This window comes from Sphingopyxis sp. EU05-FHT14B03, from assembly GCF_058790875.1.
Window position 1 is genome coordinate 162828 of the sequence record NZ_JBYTDC010000001.1, and the last position, 19513, is coordinate 182340.

Annotated in this window: 19 protein-coding genes and 1 tRNA gene; 8 read left to right on the forward strand and 12 right to left on the reverse strand. The window is 60.1% G+C overall.

Translation table 11 applies throughout. The features are described 5' to 3' along the window. Positions 1-237: 237 nt before the first annotated feature. Positions 238-729, forward strand: a complete 492-nt coding sequence (locus AC3WS4_RS00875) for a hypothetical protein (RefSeq protein WP_492740223.1) — start codon at positions 238-240, stop codon at positions 727-729. Next, positions 726-1235: a sigma-70 family RNA polymerase sigma factor gene (locus AC3WS4_RS00880; protein ID WP_492740221.1), complete on the forward strand. Its 510-nt coding sequence runs from the start codon at positions 726-728 to the stop codon at positions 1233-1235. Before AC3WS4_RS00875 ends, AC3WS4_RS00880 begins: the two co-directional genes overlap by 4 nt. Positions 1236-1263: 28 nt before the next feature. On the opposite strand, the gene AC3WS4_RS00885 is transcribed toward AC3WS4_RS00880, so the two are convergent. The 4 genes from AC3WS4_RS00885 to dcm all read right to left on the reverse strand — a co-directional run bounded on the left by AC3WS4_RS00885 (position 1264) and on the right by dcm (position 5866). After that, positions 1264-2853 carry a GmrSD restriction endonuclease domain-containing protein gene (locus tag AC3WS4_RS00885; protein WP_492740220.1) on the reverse strand — a complete coding sequence of 530 codons (1590 nt, stop codon included), beginning with the start codon at positions 2851-2853 and terminating at the stop codon, positions 1264-1266. 78 nt (positions 2854-2931) lie between these two features. Further along, positions 2932-4146 (reverse strand): type II restriction endonuclease, encoded by a 1215-nt coding sequence (locus AC3WS4_RS00890; protein WP_492740219.1) that lies wholly within the window; start codon positions 4144-4146, stop codon positions 2932-2934. A gap of 18 nt (positions 4147-4164) precedes the next feature. Next, on the reverse strand, positions 4165-4605 hold the full coding sequence (locus AC3WS4_RS00895) for a very short patch repair endonuclease (RefSeq protein WP_492740218.1): 441 nt from the start codon (positions 4603-4605) through the stop codon (positions 4165-4167). 31 nt (positions 4606-4636) lie between these two features. Next, entirely contained in the window at positions 4637-5866 is a 1230-nt protein-coding gene (dcm, locus tag AC3WS4_RS00900; RefSeq protein ID WP_492740217.1) for a DNA (cytosine-5-)-methyltransferase, read from the reverse strand. A 600-nt stretch (positions 5867-6466) separates the two neighbouring features. On the opposite strand from dcm, the gene AC3WS4_RS00905 reads away from it, so the two are divergent. Next, positions 6467-6649, forward strand: coding sequence for a hypothetical protein (locus AC3WS4_RS00905; RefSeq protein ID WP_492740216.1), 183 nt, complete (start codon positions 6467-6469; stop codon positions 6647-6649). A 42-nt stretch (positions 6650-6691) separates the two neighbouring features. Here the strand turns inward: AC3WS4_RS00905 and AC3WS4_RS00910 are convergent, their stop codons facing one another. Beyond that, entirely contained in the window at positions 6692-8548 is a 1857-nt protein-coding gene (locus AC3WS4_RS00910) for an ATP-binding protein (RefSeq protein ID WP_492740215.1), read from the reverse strand. Between the two features lie 491 nt (positions 8549-9039). Here AC3WS4_RS00910 and AC3WS4_RS00915 point away from each other — a divergent pair, with 491 nt between their 5' ends. Both AC3WS4_RS00915 and AC3WS4_RS00920 read left to right on the forward strand, forming a co-directional pair. Beyond that, positions 9040-9528: a MarR family transcriptional regulator gene (locus tag AC3WS4_RS00915; RefSeq protein ID WP_492740214.1), complete on the forward strand. Its 489-nt coding sequence runs from the start codon at positions 9040-9042 to the stop codon at positions 9526-9528. Between the two features lie 11 nt (positions 9529-9539). Further along, positions 9540-9639: transfer RNA gene (locus AC3WS4_RS00920), tRNA-OTHER, on the forward strand. Positions 9640-9648: 9 nt separating this feature from the next. On the opposite strand, the gene AC3WS4_RS00925 is transcribed toward AC3WS4_RS00920, so the two are convergent. Together AC3WS4_RS00925 and AC3WS4_RS00930 are read right to left on the reverse strand one after the other, a co-directional pair. Continuing rightward, positions 9649-10254, reverse strand: a complete 606-nt coding sequence (locus AC3WS4_RS00925) for a competence protein CoiA family protein (RefSeq protein WP_492742574.1) — start codon at positions 10252-10254, stop codon at positions 9649-9651. A gap of 138 nt (positions 10255-10392) precedes the next feature. Continuing rightward, positions 10393-11634 carry a site-specific integrase gene (locus AC3WS4_RS00930; RefSeq protein ID WP_492740212.1) on the reverse strand — a complete coding sequence of 414 codons (1242 nt, stop codon included), beginning with the start codon at positions 11632-11634 and terminating at the stop codon, positions 10393-10395. A gap of 454 nt (positions 11635-12088) precedes the next feature. On the opposite strand from AC3WS4_RS00930, the gene AC3WS4_RS00935 reads away from it, so the two are divergent. Next, on the forward strand, positions 12089-12796 hold the full coding sequence (locus AC3WS4_RS00935; protein ID WP_492740211.1) for a hypothetical protein: 708 nt from the start codon (positions 12089-12091) through the stop codon (positions 12794-12796). Positions 12797-12841: 45 nt separating this feature from the next. Here AC3WS4_RS00935 and AC3WS4_RS00940 read toward each other — a convergent pair whose 3' ends face one another. Both AC3WS4_RS00940 and AC3WS4_RS00945 read right to left on the reverse strand, forming a co-directional pair. Further along, positions 12842-13156: an EF-hand domain-containing protein gene (locus AC3WS4_RS00940; RefSeq protein ID WP_492740210.1), complete on the reverse strand. Its 315-nt coding sequence runs from the start codon at positions 13154-13156 to the stop codon at positions 12842-12844. Between the two features lie 133 nt (positions 13157-13289). Further along, positions 13290-14267: an NADPH:quinone oxidoreductase family protein gene (locus AC3WS4_RS00945; RefSeq protein ID WP_492740209.1), complete on the reverse strand. Its 978-nt coding sequence runs from the start codon at positions 14265-14267 to the stop codon at positions 13290-13292. Between the two features lie 110 nt (positions 14268-14377). On the opposite strand from AC3WS4_RS00945, the gene AC3WS4_RS00950 reads away from it, so the two are divergent. Both AC3WS4_RS00950 and AC3WS4_RS00955 read left to right on the forward strand, forming a co-directional pair. Then, a complete protein-coding gene (locus AC3WS4_RS00950) occupies positions 14378-14908 on the forward strand; it encodes a glycoside hydrolase family 108 protein (protein WP_492740208.1) in 531 nt (176 codons plus the stop codon). Between the two features lie 66 nt (positions 14909-14974). Next, positions 14975-15388 carry a holin family protein gene (locus AC3WS4_RS00955; RefSeq protein ID WP_056349680.1) on the forward strand — a complete coding sequence of 138 codons (414 nt, stop codon included), beginning with the start codon at positions 14975-14977 and terminating at the stop codon, positions 15386-15388. 119 nt (positions 15389-15507) lie between these two features. Here the strand turns inward: AC3WS4_RS00955 and AC3WS4_RS00960 are convergent, their stop codons facing one another. From AC3WS4_RS00960 to AC3WS4_RS00970, 3 genes are read right to left on the reverse strand one after another with little or no spacing between them, the layout of a single operon-like run. Beyond that, positions 15508-15984 (reverse strand): SRPBCC family protein, encoded by a 477-nt coding sequence (locus AC3WS4_RS00960; RefSeq protein ID WP_492740207.1) that lies wholly within the window; start codon positions 15982-15984, stop codon positions 15508-15510. Then, positions 15981-18626: an alanine--tRNA ligase gene (gene alaS, locus AC3WS4_RS00965; protein ID WP_492740206.1), complete on the reverse strand. Its 2646-nt coding sequence runs from the start codon at positions 18624-18626 to the stop codon at positions 15981-15983. Before alaS ends, AC3WS4_RS00960 begins: the two co-directional genes overlap by 4 nt. A gap of 60 nt (positions 18627-18686) precedes the next feature. Further along, positions 18687-19430, reverse strand: coding sequence for a hypothetical protein (locus AC3WS4_RS00970; protein ID WP_492742576.1), 744 nt, complete (start codon positions 19428-19430; stop codon positions 18687-18689). Positions 19431-19513: the final 83 nt, after the last annotated feature.

Sequence of the window (19513 nt, forward strand, 5' to 3'; positions counted from 1 at the left end):
AAGGTAATTTTTGCAGGAATCCTACCCCTCGCTCGACTTGCCCCAACTTCGAAATACTGGCATAACTGCCCTCACGGGATGGAGTGGCTGGCGGCCATCCCGAGGATAATCCTGCCAGGCATCATTTAGGTTCGGCCACCACGGTCGGGCAGTTGCTGAACGCCGCATCAACGGCCCAGCGGACACCGCTTGCACATCCGCGCGCCAATGCGCGGACCGCCGCTGTGCGAGCTTACCATGACCACCTCAACGAACGACGTTTACGCGCGCGAAGTCGTAATGGCACGCGTCGGCCATCTTGTCCGCCGCAAGCAACGCGAGATCGAGCGGATCACGCGCATCTTGCGCGGATGTTTCGATCCTGATCGGATGCAGGCGCCCGAGCCGGGTGCCATCAAACGGATCATCCTGATCGGTCCCTATGCGCGGCGAAGTTGGTACGAAGACAGCCGGACGATCGACTTTTCCGATTATGAATTCTGGGTCATCGTCAATCATCCGCTGTTCGTGGACGAATGCTGCTGGCGGCGCGCCCGCGATGTCATCCGGCGCGAGCTTGGCGACCGCTGCGCGGTCGATGTCCAAATCTACTCCAAATCCGATATCCGCACTGCCAAGGCCGAACGCGACACCTTCATTCTCGACCGGATCGAGGCCGGTATCACGCTCTACCGCGCCTCGCGGGACGCGCCGCTCCCCACCCGAGATCGTCGGGAGGCGCGGCCATGACCAGCACCGGCTCGTTCGCCTCATTCGACGAATTCTATCGGTCCCAGAACCGCCGTCTGTTCCACTATTTCAGGAGGAGGGTCGGTCGCGAGGAAGCGCCCGATCTCGTCCAGCAAGCCTTTACCGGGATGCTGCGCTGCGGAGCATTCGAGAGAGTGGAAAACCCCGAAGCCTACTTGTTCCGCGCTGCCCGCAATCTCGTCATCAATCAGGCCAGAGAGAAGAAACGGCGTCCGAGCGTTGTCTATCCCTTCGACGACGAGCGCGATTGCCCAGTCCTCCCGGAACAGGAACGGCGGATCGAGGCCGCCGAACTACGACGTATATTTCGTCGAACGCTTCGCGCGATGCCACGCAGAACCCGGCGCGTCTTCTTGATGCACCGTCTGCGAGGCATGACCTATCGCCAAATCTCGGAGCGGCTGGGTATCGGTGAGAAGGGCGTCGAATATCACATGATGCGCGCGTTGGCTCGATGTCGCCGGGCGACGATCCCGCCAGAGTAGATGGCAACATCTGCACTCTCCGGGAGTTTCAGTTTTTGTAGCCCGTATTGCAATATGGATGGCTGAGCTGGCCATTGTCCAAATCGCCGAGACCGCCATCTTCTTTTCGCTCGATATGATCGAAGCTATGCGACAGTGCAGGTTCAAGCCGTCCGTTGCATATTGGGCATTTCATTGCAGCACTTAGGGACTGACGGATAACGATTGCAGATTTCGTGGTCTCGCTGAACGACTTGCCCTCGACCTTTTCACGGAGGTCTACGATACTTCCCTTGAGCCGCGCGGAAGATGCGACGCCGTCGATCGAGAGTTCGTTTCCGGGCGTCTTGACGAGATAATCGAGAATCTCGGCAACGCGCTCGGTCCGGACGCGGCTACTGATTTGTTGCAGGATTTGCGAGATCAACGGCTTATTGGCGATAAGAAAGTCTTCGATGCCTCCTCGCCGTTCGGTGAATTTCTGAAAGAAGGCACTGTCGTTGTTGAGCAATTTCCCTTTGATGAGATAGACCATTCCCAGGAACAGATCGGGTAGATATTTCCCTCGATCCGAATAGAAATAAACTGCGGGATGCAAGCCCAAGCTCTCCCCGCTATTCCCGGAAATGCGCCGGAGAATTGCGATGCAATTCTGCAATGTCGCGACGGTGAGCGTCCCGTCATCATCGGGAACGGCCGATGCCAACGCCGGCTTGCGCAAGGTCTGCGTTCCGTCAGTGATGGAAAGGAAGCGGATCAGCAAAGACAATGCGTCAAGCGTTGAAGCAGAACCGCCCAGCGGCAATTGCATCGTCGTTATGGGGGTGCTCAGTTCGGGCTGAAATAGGAGCTGATTGGCCTCCGAAGCGAGCTTTTCAATGCGCTTCCTCGTCGGTTCGTCGAACTTAGACCAATATTTATGACCGGTCGCAGCGCGCACGATGGACCGGGCTGCAATTGCAGGCGCGCGGCTCCTGTTGCGAAGCAATTCCTCTTCGGTTTTGTCGAGCGGGGTTCCTTGCGTGTTGATTTTAAAGAACGATGCTTCAGCAACTTCAGCATCACCGGTGACCCATTGCAGATCGAGCTGGCGCGAACCCAAATGTTTCAACCGCTTGGTAGTCTTCACATCGTACTCGATATCAGGCTGATTTGCGCGGGCGGCGAGTTTGTCCATGAGCGACTTGTAACTGCCCACCTGTTTCTCGACGGCGGTACGCATCGCTTTGGCCGTCTTTTTCTGTTCCTCCGGGATTTCTCCCGCAAAGAAGGAAATCGATCGCGCACCATCACCATAGTCATCTTCGATCCAAGCGCGCAGGGCGCTAAGCCGGTGTGCGCCGTCGATTGCGAAAATGTAGCCTTCGTCAGACTGCCACAAAATCACTGACGGGACCAGGTCCCCGTCGATGAAGCTCTGGATGAAGGTCACGGCCTGCGCAGGCGACCACTGATTAGTCTCACGCTGGAAATCAGGCTTGCGTAGCGAGAGAACAAATGCCGACTCTGATCTCAGATTTTCAAAGGTGATCGAGCTTGCGAGCCGGGCGCTCGCCGAATTTCCGACGTTTTGATCTGTACCCCTCTGCCAGAAATCAGCACGAAGAATCATTGCGTCCATAACGAGCCGTTTGGCCATTAAAATCTCCGGTCTCTCGAGTTTACGTGAATCCGTCTTTATTCAGTAGTGGTAACTGGCAAGACAAATAGGATCCAATCAGGATCGTTCTTTTATCAGATCTACGAAGTCACGCACTGCCATGAGCCATTCACGCTGTTCAGCATGATAGGATTCGTGGATGCCGGCCGGCACTACGAGCTGCAACAGCTGAGATTTCATCTCGTCCGTCTGCGCCCGCGATATTGACGGCTCAAGCGTAAGTAGATGCTTCAGGGGGATGCGGTACGCTTCGGCAAGCACCTGACGCCACCGGTCTTTGCAGGTGGTTTTCACCGCGAGCATACGGAGTTTCTCGGGAGCGAAAGCAAGGTCAGCATATTCGGCTTCGCCAGGAAACAAAAAGTCCGCTGCATTGCGCTTTTCAGTGGTCGCTTCGCGCTTGTAGCGAACGTCACATGCGACAAGCAGAGCTTCTACATGGTGGGCGAAGGCATATCCCGCCCGCGACTTACGGCGATTTTGAACGCTCAGCGAGAAGGACAGAAATCCGTCAACATCAGCCTTGTCACCTTCGAAAAAGCCATCTTTGAGGCGATCGGCTACAACAAGCCGCTCCATATGCCGGAACAACGCCTCTTCATGTTCCATCCAAGCGACGAGCGCGCGGTCAGGGTCTTCGCGGGGTTCAATCCCCGGAAGAGTTCGCCGTGCAAACTCGGAGAATTTAGCGGTGCCGGGGAAAGTGCCGCCGAATTTATCGATCAGGCGGCTGAGCGCATCGGGCTCGGTTTCCTCAGGCTCGATCCCGAGTTCCTCCAGTATGTAGCGTGCAGCGAGGTTGAGATCACCACCTTGCTCAGCCCCGAAATCACGCTGGCTAAGTTCAAAATCATCGGTCAGCTGTAACCCAAAAAGCCACAGCAATTTTTGCTCGGCCGAACTGCGTGCGGGACAAAGGATCGCGAGAACCCGGCGTGCTGCTGTCATGCAAAGGAACAGCGTGTCTCCAGCCTTGGCGCGGTAAACCACGCTTTCGGAGGCCGCTGGATAATAGAGCCGATACTCGGGATCACGATGCTCTTGCCGTTTCCGGCTATCATACCAGGTTCCGCTGAGCTCAAGGCGAAGAGGTGCCTCCTGCTCATCATCCATCCAGATGTAGGTCACCGGAATCTTTTCTTTGTCCGCCGGTGTCCCAAGGAAGGCTCGAAAGATATCGACGCCCTGAAATTCATGCCCTCGGGAAATCGCCGGGTCTACCTCGGTGCCCCTGAGAACCTTAGCCCCCGCACCGGCAAAATAGCCCGCCAAGTACCCCTTCGCAGTCACCTATTCGTCCCCCGATGTATTTGCCAATTCTACATTGCATAGCGTCAACTCGGTGTCACCTGAGCGAAGCCAGGTGGCAATCCGGTTGACCACCTCATCGACACCTAGCCGGTGTCGGCCTTTCAGGGCGCATTCCCAGACTATGCAAACTCGCCAGCCCCTATCCATAAGGGCCTCAACATTCGCGTGATCCCGGTTAACAGTAGCCGAAATTTTCTCCCGCCAGAACTGCTCCCGCGTCGCTGGCCACCGGAACAGATGACAGGCATGGCCATGCCAGAAACAACCATTTACAAATACAGCCGCACGAAACTTGGGAAAAACAATATCTGGTCGGCCTGGAAGCGCCCGCTCGTGCAGTCTGAAACGAAATCCCCGGCGATGCAGAGCCGATCGCAGCTGCATTTCCGGCCGGGTGTCCGTGCCGCGAATAGCCGCCATATTGCGGCTTCGAGTAGCAGGGTTGTGGACGTCAGCCAAAATTGCGCGCAGCCATTCCCTCGCACGCCATGATGTTAAGGATATGTGGCTGCATAACCCTCGCCACTTCAGCAAAGACAGGCACAACGACTGAGTTCCCGAATTGTCGGTAGGCCTGGGTGTCCGAAACCGGCAGTCGGAAACTGTCACTATACCCCATCAGGCGCGCGCACTCGCGAGGTGTGAGTCTGCGCGGATTCTTTCCGTGGCCCCGGCTGACGAGAATTTCAGAGCCGTCCTTATGATACCGAGCCGAGAGCGTTCGGCTGATGTCATCCACACCCACCAGCCCGAAACCAAAGCCGTTACCTTTAGCCCGATGCTTATCTGCGTAGCCCTGCAGATATGCCCAGAGCTTGTCCGAGAGTACGTACTTGTCATCAACCCGCGCATCGGGGCCCACCGTGAAGGGAGTTTCGGCCACCTCGCTACCGTCCTCCGGATGGAGAATCGAACCAAGCCGCCTCGAACCATAAGCTGGCAGATCGAGTGCGTCGAAAGAGAAAGGCACCGGGTCGCGGAAGCCCACGATAACAATGCGCTCGCGGTGCTGTGGGACGAAATGACCCGCGTCAATTATCCGCGTATGAATCTTGTAACCGAGCTCTTCCTCCAGCTTTCGACGGATCACAGCAAATGTCCGCCCCTGGTCGTGACCCTTGAGATTCTTGACGTTCTCCAGAAGGAACGCCGCTGGGCGGTGAAACTTGAGAATTCTCAGAACATCGAAAAACAACGTGCCCTGAGTTTCATCCTGGAACCCGTGAAGACGGCCGAGAGAATTTTTCTTGGACACGCCCGCAATTGAAAAAGGCTGGCACGGAAATCCCGCGACCAGAACATCATGTGCCGGAATGTCCGCTTCGCTAACCTCGCGGATATCTCCCGCAATCGGCCGATTATCAGGATAATTCGCTACATAGGTACTCTGCGCAAATCTGTCCCACTCCGAAGTAAAAATGCAGCGTCCGCCAGCAGACTCCATGGCCTGCCGCAGCCCGCCGATCCCGGCAAAAAGATCGATAAACGTGAAGTCAGCGTTCTGTACCGGTCGGGCGCGGCGACTGACTTCGGCGCGAAGAACGCTGAGAACTGCCTCACGGGGGCTATCCTCGCCCCTTTTCCATCGGTAGATGTGCCCTTCCGAATAGCCGAGCACAGCCGATGCTTCGGATACGGAGAATCCCGTCTGTTGCAGAAGATGATCGAACTCTGACTGCACACGCCTTCTCCCTGGGAACATTTTTGTCACCTTGCAATCATAGCTCCCGATTAGCAAGAACATAATGCGTACAACGCCATAGGCGGAATAATTTATCCGGTTCTGAGCTGCCAAAGGCAACCTGCTCTATCCGCTACGCGGACCGAGCCTATAGTCTCGGCCCGTTCGGGCAACGATCAGGAGCAGGACATGATGAGCGGGAGGTTCTGCGGTCGCACTCTTTTCCGCTTCGCTCCTTGAGGGTGCGGCCCTTTTGGACTGACCCGCTGGCGCTCTTGCCTCTCTCCTTGCCGGACACCCGCTGGCCCACAGGCCCGCGCGCAGGGCGCCCGGCTGGCGTCGCGCCGTGCAAGGGCGCCGTCGTTTTCCGCACTGCGGGGTGCGAGAGGCTGATCGCCTCTGTTTGCATGTGCGCGGGAACGCCAAGGGCTTTGCCCTCTCATTTCCCGAAGCGGAATAGTCGCCCCCGTGTGGCGGGCTTCGCCCGCTGGCCCGCGCCAGAGCGTCGATTTCGCTTACCCTCCCCCTCCCATCCTCGCCGGAAGGCAGGCCGCATAGCCGCAGGCAGTGCGGCTTCCAGCCGGAGAAAGGATGTTGGAGATGATCGATTTGCTATTGCAGTATCGCGCTTGCGGGGCGGAATGCCGGGAAGATTATCTGCGTAAGGTTGCACATGAGAACGGCCTGCCGCTGGCCTACGTTTGCCAGCTTGCCGACAGGCTGGGCGAGCGCGAGGATTTCGGGGCACTTGTCCTGATCTGCGAAGGTGGCCAAGTGGCCTAATGCGGACCAGCCCTCCTCCTTTTGGAGAGAAATACCGCCGCGCTATGCCGCGCGTTCTGTGACGGCCTGAAACCACCCAAGGATTTCGTCGCCGCCATCAACTTCGCGAAGCTGTGCGAGTGTCATGCTTGACGCGACGGCATTGTTGAGGCGGATTTTAGCGCGCGACTCTTTCTCGCTCTGTTTTACGGGGTCAAGCTGATCCCAGGGACTCGGCGCACCGCTGGTGTTGTGAACGTGCGCAGCGACCAAGGCAGGCACATCGCACCAGTCCGTAAATGCCGGCGCTGCGGGATACTGAAACTCTGCTCCGATACACGCAGGATGAAGATAGTTCTCCATTTCCTTGCGTTGCGTGAGGAAAGCCACATCCCGCGTGCCCCGTCCATTCACCGCGTCCACGTGTGCGCCATACTTCGGATCGTTCGGAGTATCGCGATCGTAAATATGGACCTCGATCATTCCAGCATTCTGCAAATATTGCTTCTCGACCCAATGCTTGAGGTTGCCGCCACCCGTAGGGATGAATGCGACCCGATGATCGGTTGTCAGGTCAACGAGCGCTGGATCGTGAGTGCAATAGAGCCTGGAAGCATGTCCGAGGAAGCTGACATCATGCGGGCCCTCCACATAGACGGCAACCTTCGCCCGCTTGTCTGGATAGACACCTAGGCTAGCAGCCACTCTTTCAAGGACCCCATCGGCACCTTCCTCAACTTGCGGCTGACCTGCTTCCGTGCGTGTAACCAAGCGGACAGAGTGGATCGGCACCAAGCCAGCAATGGCAGGCACGTGGGTTGTCATCATGACTTGGGTATGCGGATCATCGGCCAATGCGATCAGAGCGTTCACCAGCATAATCTGGTTCTCGGGATGCTGTGAACTTTCCGGCTCTTCCACCGCATAGATAACGCGTTGCGTAATGCTGTTTTCACGTTTTCGCTCCGCTTCCGCTCGAAAGAAATTGAGCAGAATCAGGCGACGCACACCGCTGCCGCGTTTGTTAATCGGGATTTGGTCGTCGCCCGTAAGACTCAGCTTGAAGCCATCCCATTTTGGCTCGGCCTTGAAAGATGGTGTTAGCTGGCGAGCCAAGTTGGGATCCATCTCTTGTAATTTCGCAAGGGTGCGCTGCGCCACTTCCATAGCGCTACGTTGAACGCGCGCTTTGATTGCCTCCAAATCGGCTTCAACCTCACGCACCGCGGCTGCGACGGCGATTTTCATTGGATCCGCGATTTCGGGATCGTCATCCTTACTTGGCCGGTCCGCTTGAAACAGGGCAAATGCAGGTAAGTTCTTCTGAAGCTGGTCCCAGACCTTCTTCCCATCCTCATCTGAAAGTGGGATCAATCTCTCGGTGCGATCCAAGTCCCCCACAGTTTCGCGGATTGCGGCCCGCAGAGAGGCGTTGGAACGCTGGTCCACCCCGGCAGCAAGGTCGACATTCACTTCCCGCGCCCGCGTTTTCAGCGCGTCGTTCTTCAGCTGGAGCAGGTCGGAAAGCTGCTCCGCAGTGGGATGGTTCGCCCGCGCAAAAACCTCTTCCTTTGGAGTCTTTGTGCGGCAATCAAAGCTTTTGACGATTTCGAGGTACCCTTGCGCGTTCAATAGATGCTCGGCTTCCAGCGTCGTTACAGATCGCGCATCGAGGGTCAGTGATTCCGGATAAAGATCGAAAACGCAGCCGATTTCGATCACCTTGCCGTCATTGTGAACACAAGGGTCAGACTGGTCGACCTTGATGAGCTGGTTGTTGAAGAACACTTCCAGCGCCTCGAGGATGGTGCTCTTGCCGACATCGTTGCGGCCCATCAGCGCGGTGAAATCCCCGACATTGACCGTAACGCGGTCTTTGTAGGAGCGGAAGTTTTCGATACTGACTGACAGCAGCCTCATGGTGTCCCCCTGTATTTGCTTATTTGACCGCAATTTAGGGCATCGATGTCTAACCCGCCAGCAATTGATCGCGCAGCACCGATGCCCGGAATCGGCGGCCATTTTTCCCGAAACCATATTATCAGTGCAGCTTGGTTGACTTGCAGCAGTGAGACGACATGCACGAAATTTCATGCCAGCGCTGGCTTCGCGGTCTATTTTGGCCTAAGATAAGCCTCGCAACACCGTCATTTGACGATTGTTCGAGGGTCCGGGGAGGCAGGCGGGCCTCCATCGGTAGGCGCCACCGCCTCGTTCCCGAGACCACCGTGCACCCCTGGGGCGACGGGTCCGCCGCACGAAGCAGGACACGTGCACATATTCCAGTGTCGCATATTCCCCACGGCATCATGCCGATACGAAGTTGGACCGAGCGGCCCCTGTGCCTCGGGGGGTCATTTGGAAAACTCGGCAAAGCGTGAGATATTCTTTTCAACGAAAGGAATACCCCCGTGGCTAAAGAAAAACCGAAGACGAGCGACGACCTCAAAGTTCTGGAGCAGAAATGGTCTCCAGAGCTGATTGAGGCCGGTTGGACCGTTCTGCCAGCTGCGCTGATCGAACATCAGCGCGCGCTGGGGCTCGACGCGATCGACATCAATATCATCCTCCACCTCGCCAATCGCTGGTGGACGGCTGACAATCGCCCGATGCCTTCCAAGAACTCGATTGCCGAGGCCATGCACATCGACCCCAGCACGGTGCGGCGGCGTATCCAAGCCATGGAGAAAGCGAACTTTGTTCGCCGCGAAGAACGTCGCGTTTCAAAGGTCGGCAGCAAGACCAACATATATCATCTCGACGGCCTGATCGAGGCGCTCAAGCCCTTCGCGGCGGAGATGGTGGTGAAGAAGAAGGAGCGCATGGCCGAGCGCGAGGCACGCTTTGCGAAGCGCGGCCGTCCGAAACTGGCTCTCGTGAAGAATGACGACGATATTTAGGAATTAACTTTGGCGGCGTAGCTCAACGGATAGAGCCCCCGGTTTCTAGTGACGCTTCAGCACGTGTGCGTCACGCTGGGAAGGTTGGAGGTTCAAGTCCTCCCGCTGCCCACTACCTTTTCAGCCGGACCAATTGACAGAGTGGATGAATTCCTCGCGCGTCCAACGGCTCAGGGCATATTCTCCCTTTTTGAGAGGCAGCCCACCCGTCATGCGTCGCGAGAGGTCATCGCCCGCGAGATGAAAAATATGGCCTTGGCATTCGAAGAACACGTAGGCCGTAGCGCGCTTCCATTTTTCTATAAACTGGTTGCTGCGCCCGACCCATCGCATGATCGCATATTCACGGCCATCGACGGTGTGAACGCGCGATCCCCAATTCATCGACGCTGCAAAGCTCCAGCCGGTGAAGCTCGACGGCCCATCATGGATATGCACAAGCCAGTACATCCGGTGCGAGCGCTGGTAAAAGGCTTCCCGCGCGATGCGCTCGTCCTCGGGCATCGGTGAATATTGTAGTTCCAATACGGTCGCCTGCGGCGCGCCCAGATTGCAAAGGACATCGGCGCGATGACGCTCGCCACTGACGGGATCTGTCAGACAGACTTCGCGGCAACTCAAATCGAACTGCTCTTTCCATTCCAGATGCCACAGGCCTTCAGGTTCGCTCCAGCGATCACAATCACCGGCTTTGTGCCGCCAGTGCCGAACATTTTCCACCGGCATGACTGCCGTCAGCAGCCCGCCACAATCGCGGCAAGTTGTTCGCTCTCCCTTTTCTAGAGGGGGTCGTTTCGCACCCTCGATCCACGCGTACAACATATCATCGCCCCCTTCCGAGCCGCCTTTGGCGCTAGGGTCTGCCTAGCGAACGAGGGCAACCACTTTAGTGCTGCTTCTCGATGCCTCGCGGGCCTGATCCAAAACTTCTACCGCTTTCAACTTAAATTCGGGAGCAAGATGGGCATAGCGCAGCGTCATCGCATAATCACTATGCCCAAGTAGTTCGCGGATCGTGTTTAGATCGACGCCGCCCATTGCGAGGCGCGACGCAAAATGGTGGCGCATGTCATGCCAGCGGAATTCCGAAATCTCCGCGTCCTTCAGAAGACGACGCCATGAGGAATTTACGCGGTCGAACCGCTCTCCCTGTTCATTCACGAAGACTAGGCTGAAGGTATCTTCGCATTGCGCTCGCCAGTTGAGCAGCACAGAAGTTGCTTCGCGGTTGAGGGGTATATGCCGCGTGCGTCTCGATTTCGCGGTTGCCCCGGTCACCGTCAGAATGCGCCGGTCCAGATTGACGTTCGACCATGTGAGATCGAAAAGTTCCCCGCGCCTGCATCCAGTGTTGATCGACAGCAGGATCAGGGGTTTTACATGATCGGTGAACACGACGTCACGCAGGCTGGGTAGAAGGACGTAGCCGCGCTCGGCGCGCCAACGATTGGCGGAATCGCGCTCGACGCGTCGACGCTCTTCACGGGCCTCAATTGCTGCGCGAAGCCGCCGTTCTTCGGCCTCGCTCAGAAAGCGCACCTTCATGCAATCATCGACGCGAGACTTTTTGATCTTGGCTAGCGGATTGGCGGTTAGCAGTCCCCAATCGACCGCACGGTTGAAGCTCGCCTTAATCGAGGCGAGATCGCGGTTGATCGTCTGATTGCTCAAGCCGCGTTCGACCTGGACCGCCCGCCACCGCTCGATATCTAGACCTGTTATTTTATCGAGTGGCCTGTCGAGAAGCGTTTTAAACGCCGTGGCGAGGCGCTTGAGATTTTGTTCATGTCCCTTCTGGTTGGACTTGGCCCATGCCCCATAATCGCCATCGAGAAATTTCCGATAGGTCGGAATGACAGCCTTCGGCTTGCGCGCTTCGACGGGATCGATGCCACGATAGAAATCCGCGAGAATAGCTCTCGCGCTCTCGCGTGCTTCGCTCACGCCGAGCACGTCGGCGCGGCCAAGCCATACCCGCTTGCCGCGCGCATATTCGCAGTAGTAAGACTTGGTCCCACTGGGCATCACGCGAAGAACAAGCCCTTTCAGTCGGGTATCGCGATAATCGATTTTGGTGGTCGGGGTGGTCAATTTATCGACCGCCATTTGGGTTAATGCTGTTTGCATGATTTACCGCTCCCGCATGTCCAAATTTCGATCTGGTGGTGCACTGGTGGTGCAACCTGACGAATTAGAACGGAACAAAGGGGCACCAGACGCAACGTCGATGACACCTAAAAAATGGCAGAAAACGGCGGTAAAATCAACAATTTTTGGGTGCATCAGGATGCAACGCGACCACGCGAAAATACGGTCTGGGGGTGTGGGGGTCGGAGGTTCGAATCCTCTCGTCCCGACCAATTCAATCCGCAACCAAGGCGGGACTTTCCGGAAACGACGGCTTGATTGCCGCGAAACGCTTGCGCATCGGCTCCTGTCGATGGCAAGCTGGCTTCGGCCGGTCTGAAACAGCACCGCTTTATTGGCGGGGGAGCCAGCAGGAGCGTGCGATGGGATATTTCCAGTCCATAATCCGGGAAGCGGGTCCCGGAGCGAGCCTGTGACGGAGCCATCGAGCGCCGCACGTCGATCTCTGATCGGGCGCGCGTTCGCCGGCTGGTTGAAGCTCGTCCGGCACATGGCGCCGCCGACGCTGTTCTTCTTCGTCGGCTTCAACCTGATTTTAGGAACCACGCGGCTCGCGCTCGCCGAACATGGCATCGACGTGAAGGGATTTGCCACCGCGACCATCGCCGCTCTGCTTGTGGGCAAGGCGGTGCTGGTCACCGACAGCATCCGTTTCATGGCGCGCTTCGACGGCGCGCCGCTGATCCAGCCGATCCTTTTCAAAAGCGCAATCTACTGGCTGTGCGTCTTCCTCGTTCGCCTGGCCGAAGCGCTGGTCCATTATGTGATCGAGCACGGGACCCCCGGCGGCTTCCTGCCCTATCTCGTCGATCATTTCAGCTGGAGCCGTTTCCTGTTCATCCAGGTCTGGCTGATGCTGCTCTTCCTGCTTTATGTCACGATCCACGAACTCGACAATCTGTTCGGGCATGGCGAACTGCGCCGGATATTCTTTCGCTGGAATACGACAGAGACCAAGCTGACCCGGCGCCGACGCGTCCGGTTGCTCGCCCGGCTCAACCGCTTGACCGAGGCCAATTCGGTCGCCGCGATGAGCGCGCCCGGTTCGCGACCGCACGACGAACTGGTGACGATATTGAACGAACTCGCGGACCATCCCAAAGGAAAGCCGCGCAAATAGGACGGGCGGCGCCGTCCCCTCAGGGCCGGCGCCGCCTTTCCATCGTCAGTGCTTCGCTTCGCCGTCGGCGGCATGCGCCTTGCGCATCGCGTCCATCTCCGCCTTGTCGACGGCGCCATCGCCGTTGGTGTCGATCCGCTTGATCATTTCGTCGATCTTCGCGGTGTCGACCGGCGCGGTGTCGCCCTTCTTCGCGGCCTGCGCTTCGGCCGCCTTCGTCAGTTCGGCCTTGTCGATCTTGCCGTCGCCATTGGCATCCATCCTGGCGAACAGGGCGTCGCCACTGGGAGCCGGTTCCGCCGCATAGGCGGCCGGGATGGCCAGCGCCAGCGGTGCGGCGATCATAAGCAATGTCTTCACGTCATTTCCTCTCGGATAGGTAGCGGCGTTTCCGCCGGAGAGCCCCGGCGCCGCTATGACGGTCGGATCGCCGCAAGACCATATCGCAAGGATTCGGGCCGCCGCGATTGCACGGCGATTCGGCGGTCAGGCGTTAGGGGATCAGGACGACCTTCCCCACCACCGCGCGCCGTTCGAGCATCGCAAAGCCCTCGCGCCAGTCAGCGAGGGTCAGCGCGGCATGGACATGCGGCCGGATTCGTCCCTCGGCGGCCAGCGCATCGATCGCCGCGATATTCTCGGCACCGCGCGCCGGGAACCGGCGGCCATATTCGCCCGCACGCACCCCGACGACCGAAAAGCCCTTGATCAACGGCATATTGACCGACACCTCGGGGATGCGTCCCGATGCGAAGCCGATCACCAGCAGCCGCCCGCCGAACGCGATGCAGCGGGTCGATTCGTCGAATATATCGCCCCCCACGGGATCGAAGATCACGTCGGCGCCGCGCCCGCCGGTCAGCGCCTTGACCTCGTCGCGAAAGCCCGGATCGGCCGCGATCACCGCGTCGGGCGCATAATATTCGGCCAGCGCCGCGCGCTTCTCCGCGCTGCTCGCCGCCGCGATCACCTGCGCGCCCAGCGCCTTGCCCAAATCGACAGTCGCCAGACCGACCCCGCCCGCCGCGCCGTGCACCAGCACTGTTTCGCCCGCTTCTACCCGCGCGCAGCGAACGAGCGCGACATAGGCGGTCAGATACGCCACGCCATAGGCTGCGGCCTCCTCCCACGACAGCCGCCCGGGTTTGGCGCGCAGGGCCGCCGCCGGAACCACGACATAGTCTGCCATCGCCCCGAAACGGTTGCCGCCGATCACCGCGTCGCCGACCGACCAGCGCAAAACCCCCTCGCCCAGCGCGTCGACTTCGCCGGCGAATTCCAGCCCCGGCACGAACGGCAGGTCGGGTTTCAACTGATACGCCCCGCGCGTCATCAGCAGGTCGGGGAAATTCACCGCCGCAGCGCGCACCCGCACCCGCACCTCACCCGGCCCCGGTTCGGGGACGGCCAGGTCGACCAGCCCACAGCCACCATGATTCTCCACCAATTCCCTGACCTGTAACGCCTGCATGGAGAAAAGCCTTTCCTAATTTATTCCAATATGGTTCGTTTTGTCCGTTCAACAAACCGGAGATGAGACTCATGCCCAGACCACAAAGATCGTCTTTCGACGCCGACGCGATGATTGATGCCGTCATCGACCGCGAAGGCGCTTATGTAAACTACTCCGCCGATCGCGGCGGCGCGACGTGTTGGGGAATCACCGAAGCCGTCGCCCGCGCGCAGGGTTATGGCGGCGACATGCGCGGCCTGCCGCGCGAGGAGGCCGTGTCGATCTACCGCCGCCTCTATTGGCAGCGCCCCGCTTATGGCCGGGTCGCCCACCGCGCGCCTGCGATCGCCGCCGAATTGTTCGATACCGACGTCAACATGGGCACGGCGACTGCGACCGGCTTTCTGCAGCGCGCGCTCAACGCCTTGAACCGCTCGGCGCGCGACTATCCCGACGTTGCGGTCGATCGCGAGATCGGCGCGCGCACCCTCGCCGCGCTCGATGCCTTCCTGCGGGCGCGCGGCGCGGGCGGTGAGACGGTGCTGCTACGCGCGATGGAGGCGTTGCAGGGCGAACGCTACATCGCGCTCGCCGAACGCCGCCCCAGCCAGGAGGCGTTCCTCTACGGCTGGCTCGCGAACCGTATCGGGCCGGACTGACCCTTCGAAAACATGTCGATTCAGTGTGAAGTTGTGAGGATTCTCTAGCAAAAAGGAAATGACGTCATGAGCATCATCGAAGGCCTGATCGGCCCGATCGCCAAGTTGATCGACAAGATCATCCCCGACCCCGAAGCCCGCGACCGCGCCAAGCTCGAACTGCTCAAGCTCGAGGGCACACAGGAAATGGAAGCGATCCGCACCCAGATGACCGCGATCGTCGCCGAGGCGAACAGCGCCGACCCGTGGACCAGCCGCGCGCGGCCGAGTTTCCTCTATGTCATGTATGCGCTGTTGCTGTGGGCGATCCCGATGGGCCTGATCGCCGCGGCGCGGCCCGAGATGGCAAAGGGCATCGCCGAAGGCATGAACGCCTATCTCGCCGGCATCCCCGAACCGCTCTACGCGCTCTTCGGCACGGGCTATCTGGGATATACGGCGGCAAGAGCGTGGGGGAAGGCGAGAGGGGTGGAGAGCTAAAAACGGCAAAGCCAGCCTCAAATCCCGTTCGTGTCGAGCGAAGTCGAGACACCCGTCGGGTGCCGCGCTTTCGAGGCGTCTCGACTTCACTCGATGCGAACGGGATTTCTATGGTGTCGTTATCCCTCGACCACTCGCGCCAGATTCGCCAGCGACGAATTCAGCCCCTCCAGATGGTCTTTCGCAGAAATCCCCGGCGGCACATGATGCGCGTCGATCGTGACAAGCGTGCCACCGCTCTGTCGCGACAAATACCAGTGCATCGACATCGTGCCCGAAAAGCGCGGATCGTCCGACACGAACTCGACCTCCCACACGACGAGCCGCCCGTCGTCGAGCACCGGAATATAGACTTCAACGACATCGCTCTCGTCGTCGCTCTTGGTCTCGACATCGGCGTCGTCGAACGTCAGCCGCATCAGAAAGCCGCCGCCGGCGCTCAAGTCGATATGCTCGAACGTCCCCGTCGCGCCCTCGGGCGGCAACCAGCGCGCCAGCTTCGCCTCGCTGGTGAAGGCGGCAAACACATCGACCAACGGCGCGGCGATCAGCCGTTCGGCATGATCGGTACGCCGCGTCTTCTTGGTCGGTTTCAAGCGAGCGCGGCTTTAACGGCCGCGACCGCGGCATCGGCGGCCGCGCCGTCGGGACCGCCGCCCTGCGCCATGTCGGGCCGCCCGCCTCCGCCCTGCCCGCCCAGCGCAGCGACCGCGAGCTTGACCAGATCGACGGCATTGTGGACTACGCCCTCAGTCACGCCCACCGCAACCGAAGCGCGCCCGTCGTTAACCGCAACCAGCATCGCCACACCACTGCCGACCTGCTTCTTCAAGCCATCGACCGTACCGCGCAGTTCCTTGGGATCGAGCCCCTCGACGACCTGCGCGAGGAAGGCGGTATCACCGATTTGCTCGACTGCCGGCCCCGCCGCGGCACCGCCGCCGCCAGAACCGCCAAGGGCGAGCGCCTTCTTCGCGTCGGCCAGTTCGCGCTCGGCCTTCTTCAATTGCTCGGCGAGCGCCGCAACGCGCGCCGGCACATCGTCGGGCGAGGTCTTGAGCGCCGCTGCCGCCGCCTTCAGCGCCTCGTCGCGGCCGTTCAGCCAGACACGCGCGGCATCGCCCGTCAGCGCCTCGATGCGCCGCACGCCCGACGACACCGCCGATTCGCCGACGATCTTGAGCAAAGCGATATCGCCCAGCGCCCGCACATGCGTCCCGCCGCACAGCTCGACCGAATAATGATGATCGTCCGCCGCACCCATGCTGAGCACGCGCACCTCGTCGCCATATTTCTCGCCGAACAGCGCCAGCGCCCCCGCCGCGACCGCATCGTCGGGGGTCATCAACCGCGTCGTCACCGCCTCGTTGCCGCGAATCTGCGCGTTCACATCCGCCTCGACGTCGGCGATCTCGTCCGCCGTCAGCGCCTTGGGGTGCGAAAAGTCGAAACGGAAACGGTCTTCGGCGACCAGGCTGCCCTTTTGCGTCACATGCCCGCCCAGCCGATTGCGCAGCGCCGCGTGCAGCAGGTGCGTCGCGCTGTGATTGGCGCGAATCCGGTCGCGCCGCGCGGCATCGACGGTCAACTGCACGGTGTCGCCGACCTTCAGCGTCCCGCTCTCCAGCTTTGCCTGATGCGCGTGCAAGCGCCCGAGCGGCTTGCTCGTATCGCTCACCGTCGCCGCCGCGCCGCCGAGCGTCGCGATCGTGCCGCTGTCGCCCATCTGGCCGCCGCTCTCGCCATAAAAAGGCGTTTGGTTGGTCAGCACGACCAGTTCGTCGCCCGCCTTCGCCTCATTGACCTGCACGCCATCCTTGACGAGCGCGATCACCTCGCCCTCGCCGACCGTCGCGCCATAACCGGTGAATTCGGTGCTGCCGTTGCTCTCGGCCAGATCGAACCAGATTTCTTCCGACGCCTTCTGCCCGCTGCCCTTCCACGCCGCGCGCGCCGCCGCCTTCTGCTGCGCCATTGCCGCGTCGAAGCCCGCGCGATCGACCGTGATATCCTGCGTGCGCAGCGCATCCTCGGTCAGATCATAAGGGAAGCCGAACGTGTCATAGAGCTTGAACGCGACATCACCGGGCAAAGTCGCGCCGGCGGCCATGCCGACCGTCGCCTCGTCGAGCAGCCGCAACCCCTTGTCGAGCGTCTGGCGAAACTTGGTCTCCTCGCGCTCCAATGTCTCGGCGATCAGCGGCTGGGCGCGGATCAGCTCGGGATAGGCCGCGCCCATTTCGGCGGTCAGCGACGGCAGAAGCCGGTACATCAGCGGATCTTTCGCGCCGAGCAGATGCGCGTGGCGCATCGCGCGCCGCATGATCCGGCGCAGCACATAACCGCGCCCCTCGGCCGACGGCAGCACCCCGTCGGCGATCAGGAAACTCGATGCGCGCAGATGATCGGCGATCACTCGGTGGCTCGCCTGCGTCCCGCCCTCGGCGGGAACGCCGGTCAGATCGACCGACGCCGCGATCAGCGCCTTGAAGGTGTCGGTGTCATAATTGTCGGTGACGCCCTGCAGCACCGCCGCGACGCGCTCCAGCCCCATGCCGGTGTCGATGCTCGGCCGCGGCAGATCGACGCGGTCGCCCGGCGCCCGCTGGTCGTACTGCATGAACACCAGGTTCCAGATCTCGACGAAACGGTCGCCGTCTTCCTCCGCCGATCCCGGCGGGCCGCCCCAGATATGGTCGCCATGGTCGTAAAAGATTTCGCTGCACGGCCCGCACGGTCCGGTATCGCCCATCGACCAGAAATTGTCGTTGGTCGCGATGCGGATGATGCGATCCTCGGGCAGCCCTGCGATCTTGCGCCACAGGTCATAGGCTTCGTCGTCGGTGTGATAGACCGTCGCGGTCAACTTCTCGGGTGCGAGGCCCCAAGTTTTGGTGATCAGCGTCCAGGCATGGTGGATCGCCTGTTCCTTGAAATAGTCGCCGAACGAGAAATTTCCCAGCATTTCAAAGAAGGTGTGATGCCGCGCGGTGAAGCCGACATTGTCGAGATCATTATGCTTGCCGCCGGCGCGGACGCATTTCTGGGACGAGGCCGCGGTGCTGTACGGCCGCTTCTCCAGCCCCGTGAAGACATTCTTGAACGGCACCATCCCGGCGTTGACAAACATCAACGTCGGGTCGTTGTACGGCACCAGCGGCGCCGACGGTTCGATATGGTGGCCGGTCCCCGCGAAATAGTCGAGGAACGAGCGGCGAATGTCGTTGGTCGATGTCATCCGCGCGATCTAGTGCGCTACGCCGCGTTTCTCAAGCATGATGCTTGGTTTGCCGCCAACCTATCGCTGGCAAAGTCGATTAAGCTCCTCATCGGAATATCCCGCTTCGTCGATCAATGCCTGCGAGACGTAGCGCACGTCGTATTGCGATACATTATAAACGCCGGTGCGAACGCGATAGAGAAGCAGCCCGCCACAGGTTCCGGCGATCCCGGGATGCGAGCTCAGAACCGCGAAATAGGCATAGGCACCGGGATAGGCCGCGTCCTCGGGGTTGTTGAGCCAGCCGTCGAGCCGCGCCGTGAACTGTCCCGCGCCCGTCTGGTGCATCTTCGCTTCCTTGCTGAAGCGGGCCATTTCGTCCGGGGTCGCCTCAAGTGCCGGGTCCATCATGCCCGCCAGCGTCGCGCTATTCCCTCGGTCGAGATTGTTCAGAAAGCGCGTCGCAAATTGTGTGGCCGCCCCGATCTCGGCAGCATTCGCCGTCCAGTCGATGGGCACGGGCTTATAGGGATCGGTCGCCGGATCGTAGCAGGAGAAGTTCTGACGGAAATCCTTGATCACCGTCACACCGCGATCGACGTCGATCTGGTTGTCGAAATAATAGCGGCCAAACCGGACCTTGAGTGCCCCGCAGCGTTGAGTGGCCAGCACCTTGATGCGATCAATGACGGGATCATACTGATCGGCGTCGATCACCGCGACGGTCGCGACAAAGCCCTTCCCGGGCACCGGCGCGACCTTGATTTCAGGCTGGCCGGCCGCAGCCGCCAGCAACGCAAGAGCCATCACCGCCATGATCATTCCCCCACCGGAAACCGCCGGACGGCGGCGCGCGAAGCTTGCCGCGCGCGATATCGCACCGCAAGCCGAATTTGCTTGGGTTT

What these genes read in the sequence shown, in the direction of transcription:
- AC3WS4_RS00945 (WP_492740209.1), bottom strand. Translation starts at nt 14,267, where the DNA reads ATGCAGGCGTTACAGGTCAGGGAATTGGTGGAGAATCATGGTGGCTGT.
- AC3WS4_RS00885 (WP_492740220.1), bottom strand. Translation starts at nt 2,853, where the DNA reads ATGGCCAAACGGCTCGTTATGGACGCAATGATTCTTCGTGCTGATTTC.
- AC3WS4_RS00895 (WP_492740218.1), bottom strand. Translation starts at nt 4,605, where the DNA reads ATGGCGGCTATTCGCGGCACGGACACCCGGCCGGAAATGCAGCTGCGA.
- AC3WS4_RS00910 (WP_492740215.1), bottom strand. Translation starts at nt 8,548, where the DNA reads ATGAGGCTGCTGTCAGTCAGTATCGAAAACTTCCGCTCCTACAAAGAC.
- AC3WS4_RS00925 (WP_492742574.1), bottom strand. Translation starts at nt 10,254, where the DNA reads ATGCCGGTGGAAAATGTTCGGCACTGGCGGCACAAAGCCGGTGATTGT.
- AC3WS4_RS00970 (WP_492742576.1), bottom strand. Translation starts at nt 19,430, where the DNA reads ATGATCATGGCGGTGATGGCTCTTGCGTTGCTGGCGGCTGCGGCCGGC.
- AC3WS4_RS00950 (WP_492740208.1), top strand. Translation starts at nt 14,378, where the DNA reads ATGATTGATGCCGTCATCGACCGCGAAGGCGCTTATGTAAACTACTCC.
- AC3WS4_RS00875 (WP_492740223.1), top strand. Translation starts at nt 238, where the DNA reads ATGACCACCTCAACGAACGACGTTTACGCGCGCGAAGTCGTAATGGCA.
- AC3WS4_RS00905 (WP_492740216.1), top strand. Translation starts at nt 6,467, where the DNA reads ATGATCGATTTGCTATTGCAGTATCGCGCTTGCGGGGCGGAATGCCGG.
- AC3WS4_RS00955 (WP_056349680.1), top strand. Translation starts at nt 14,975, where the DNA reads ATGAGCATCATCGAAGGCCTGATCGGCCCGATCGCCAAGTTGATCGAC.
- AC3WS4_RS00930 (WP_492740212.1), bottom strand. Translation starts at nt 11,634, where the DNA reads ATGGCGGTCGATAAATTGACCACCCCGACCACCAAAATCGATTATCGC.
- alaS (WP_492740206.1), bottom strand. Translation starts at nt 18,626, where the DNA reads ATGACATCGACCAACGACATTCGCCGCTCGTTCCTCGACTATTTCGCG.
- AC3WS4_RS00880 (WP_492740221.1), top strand. Translation starts at nt 726, where the DNA reads ATGACCAGCACCGGCTCGTTCGCCTCATTCGACGAATTCTATCGGTCC.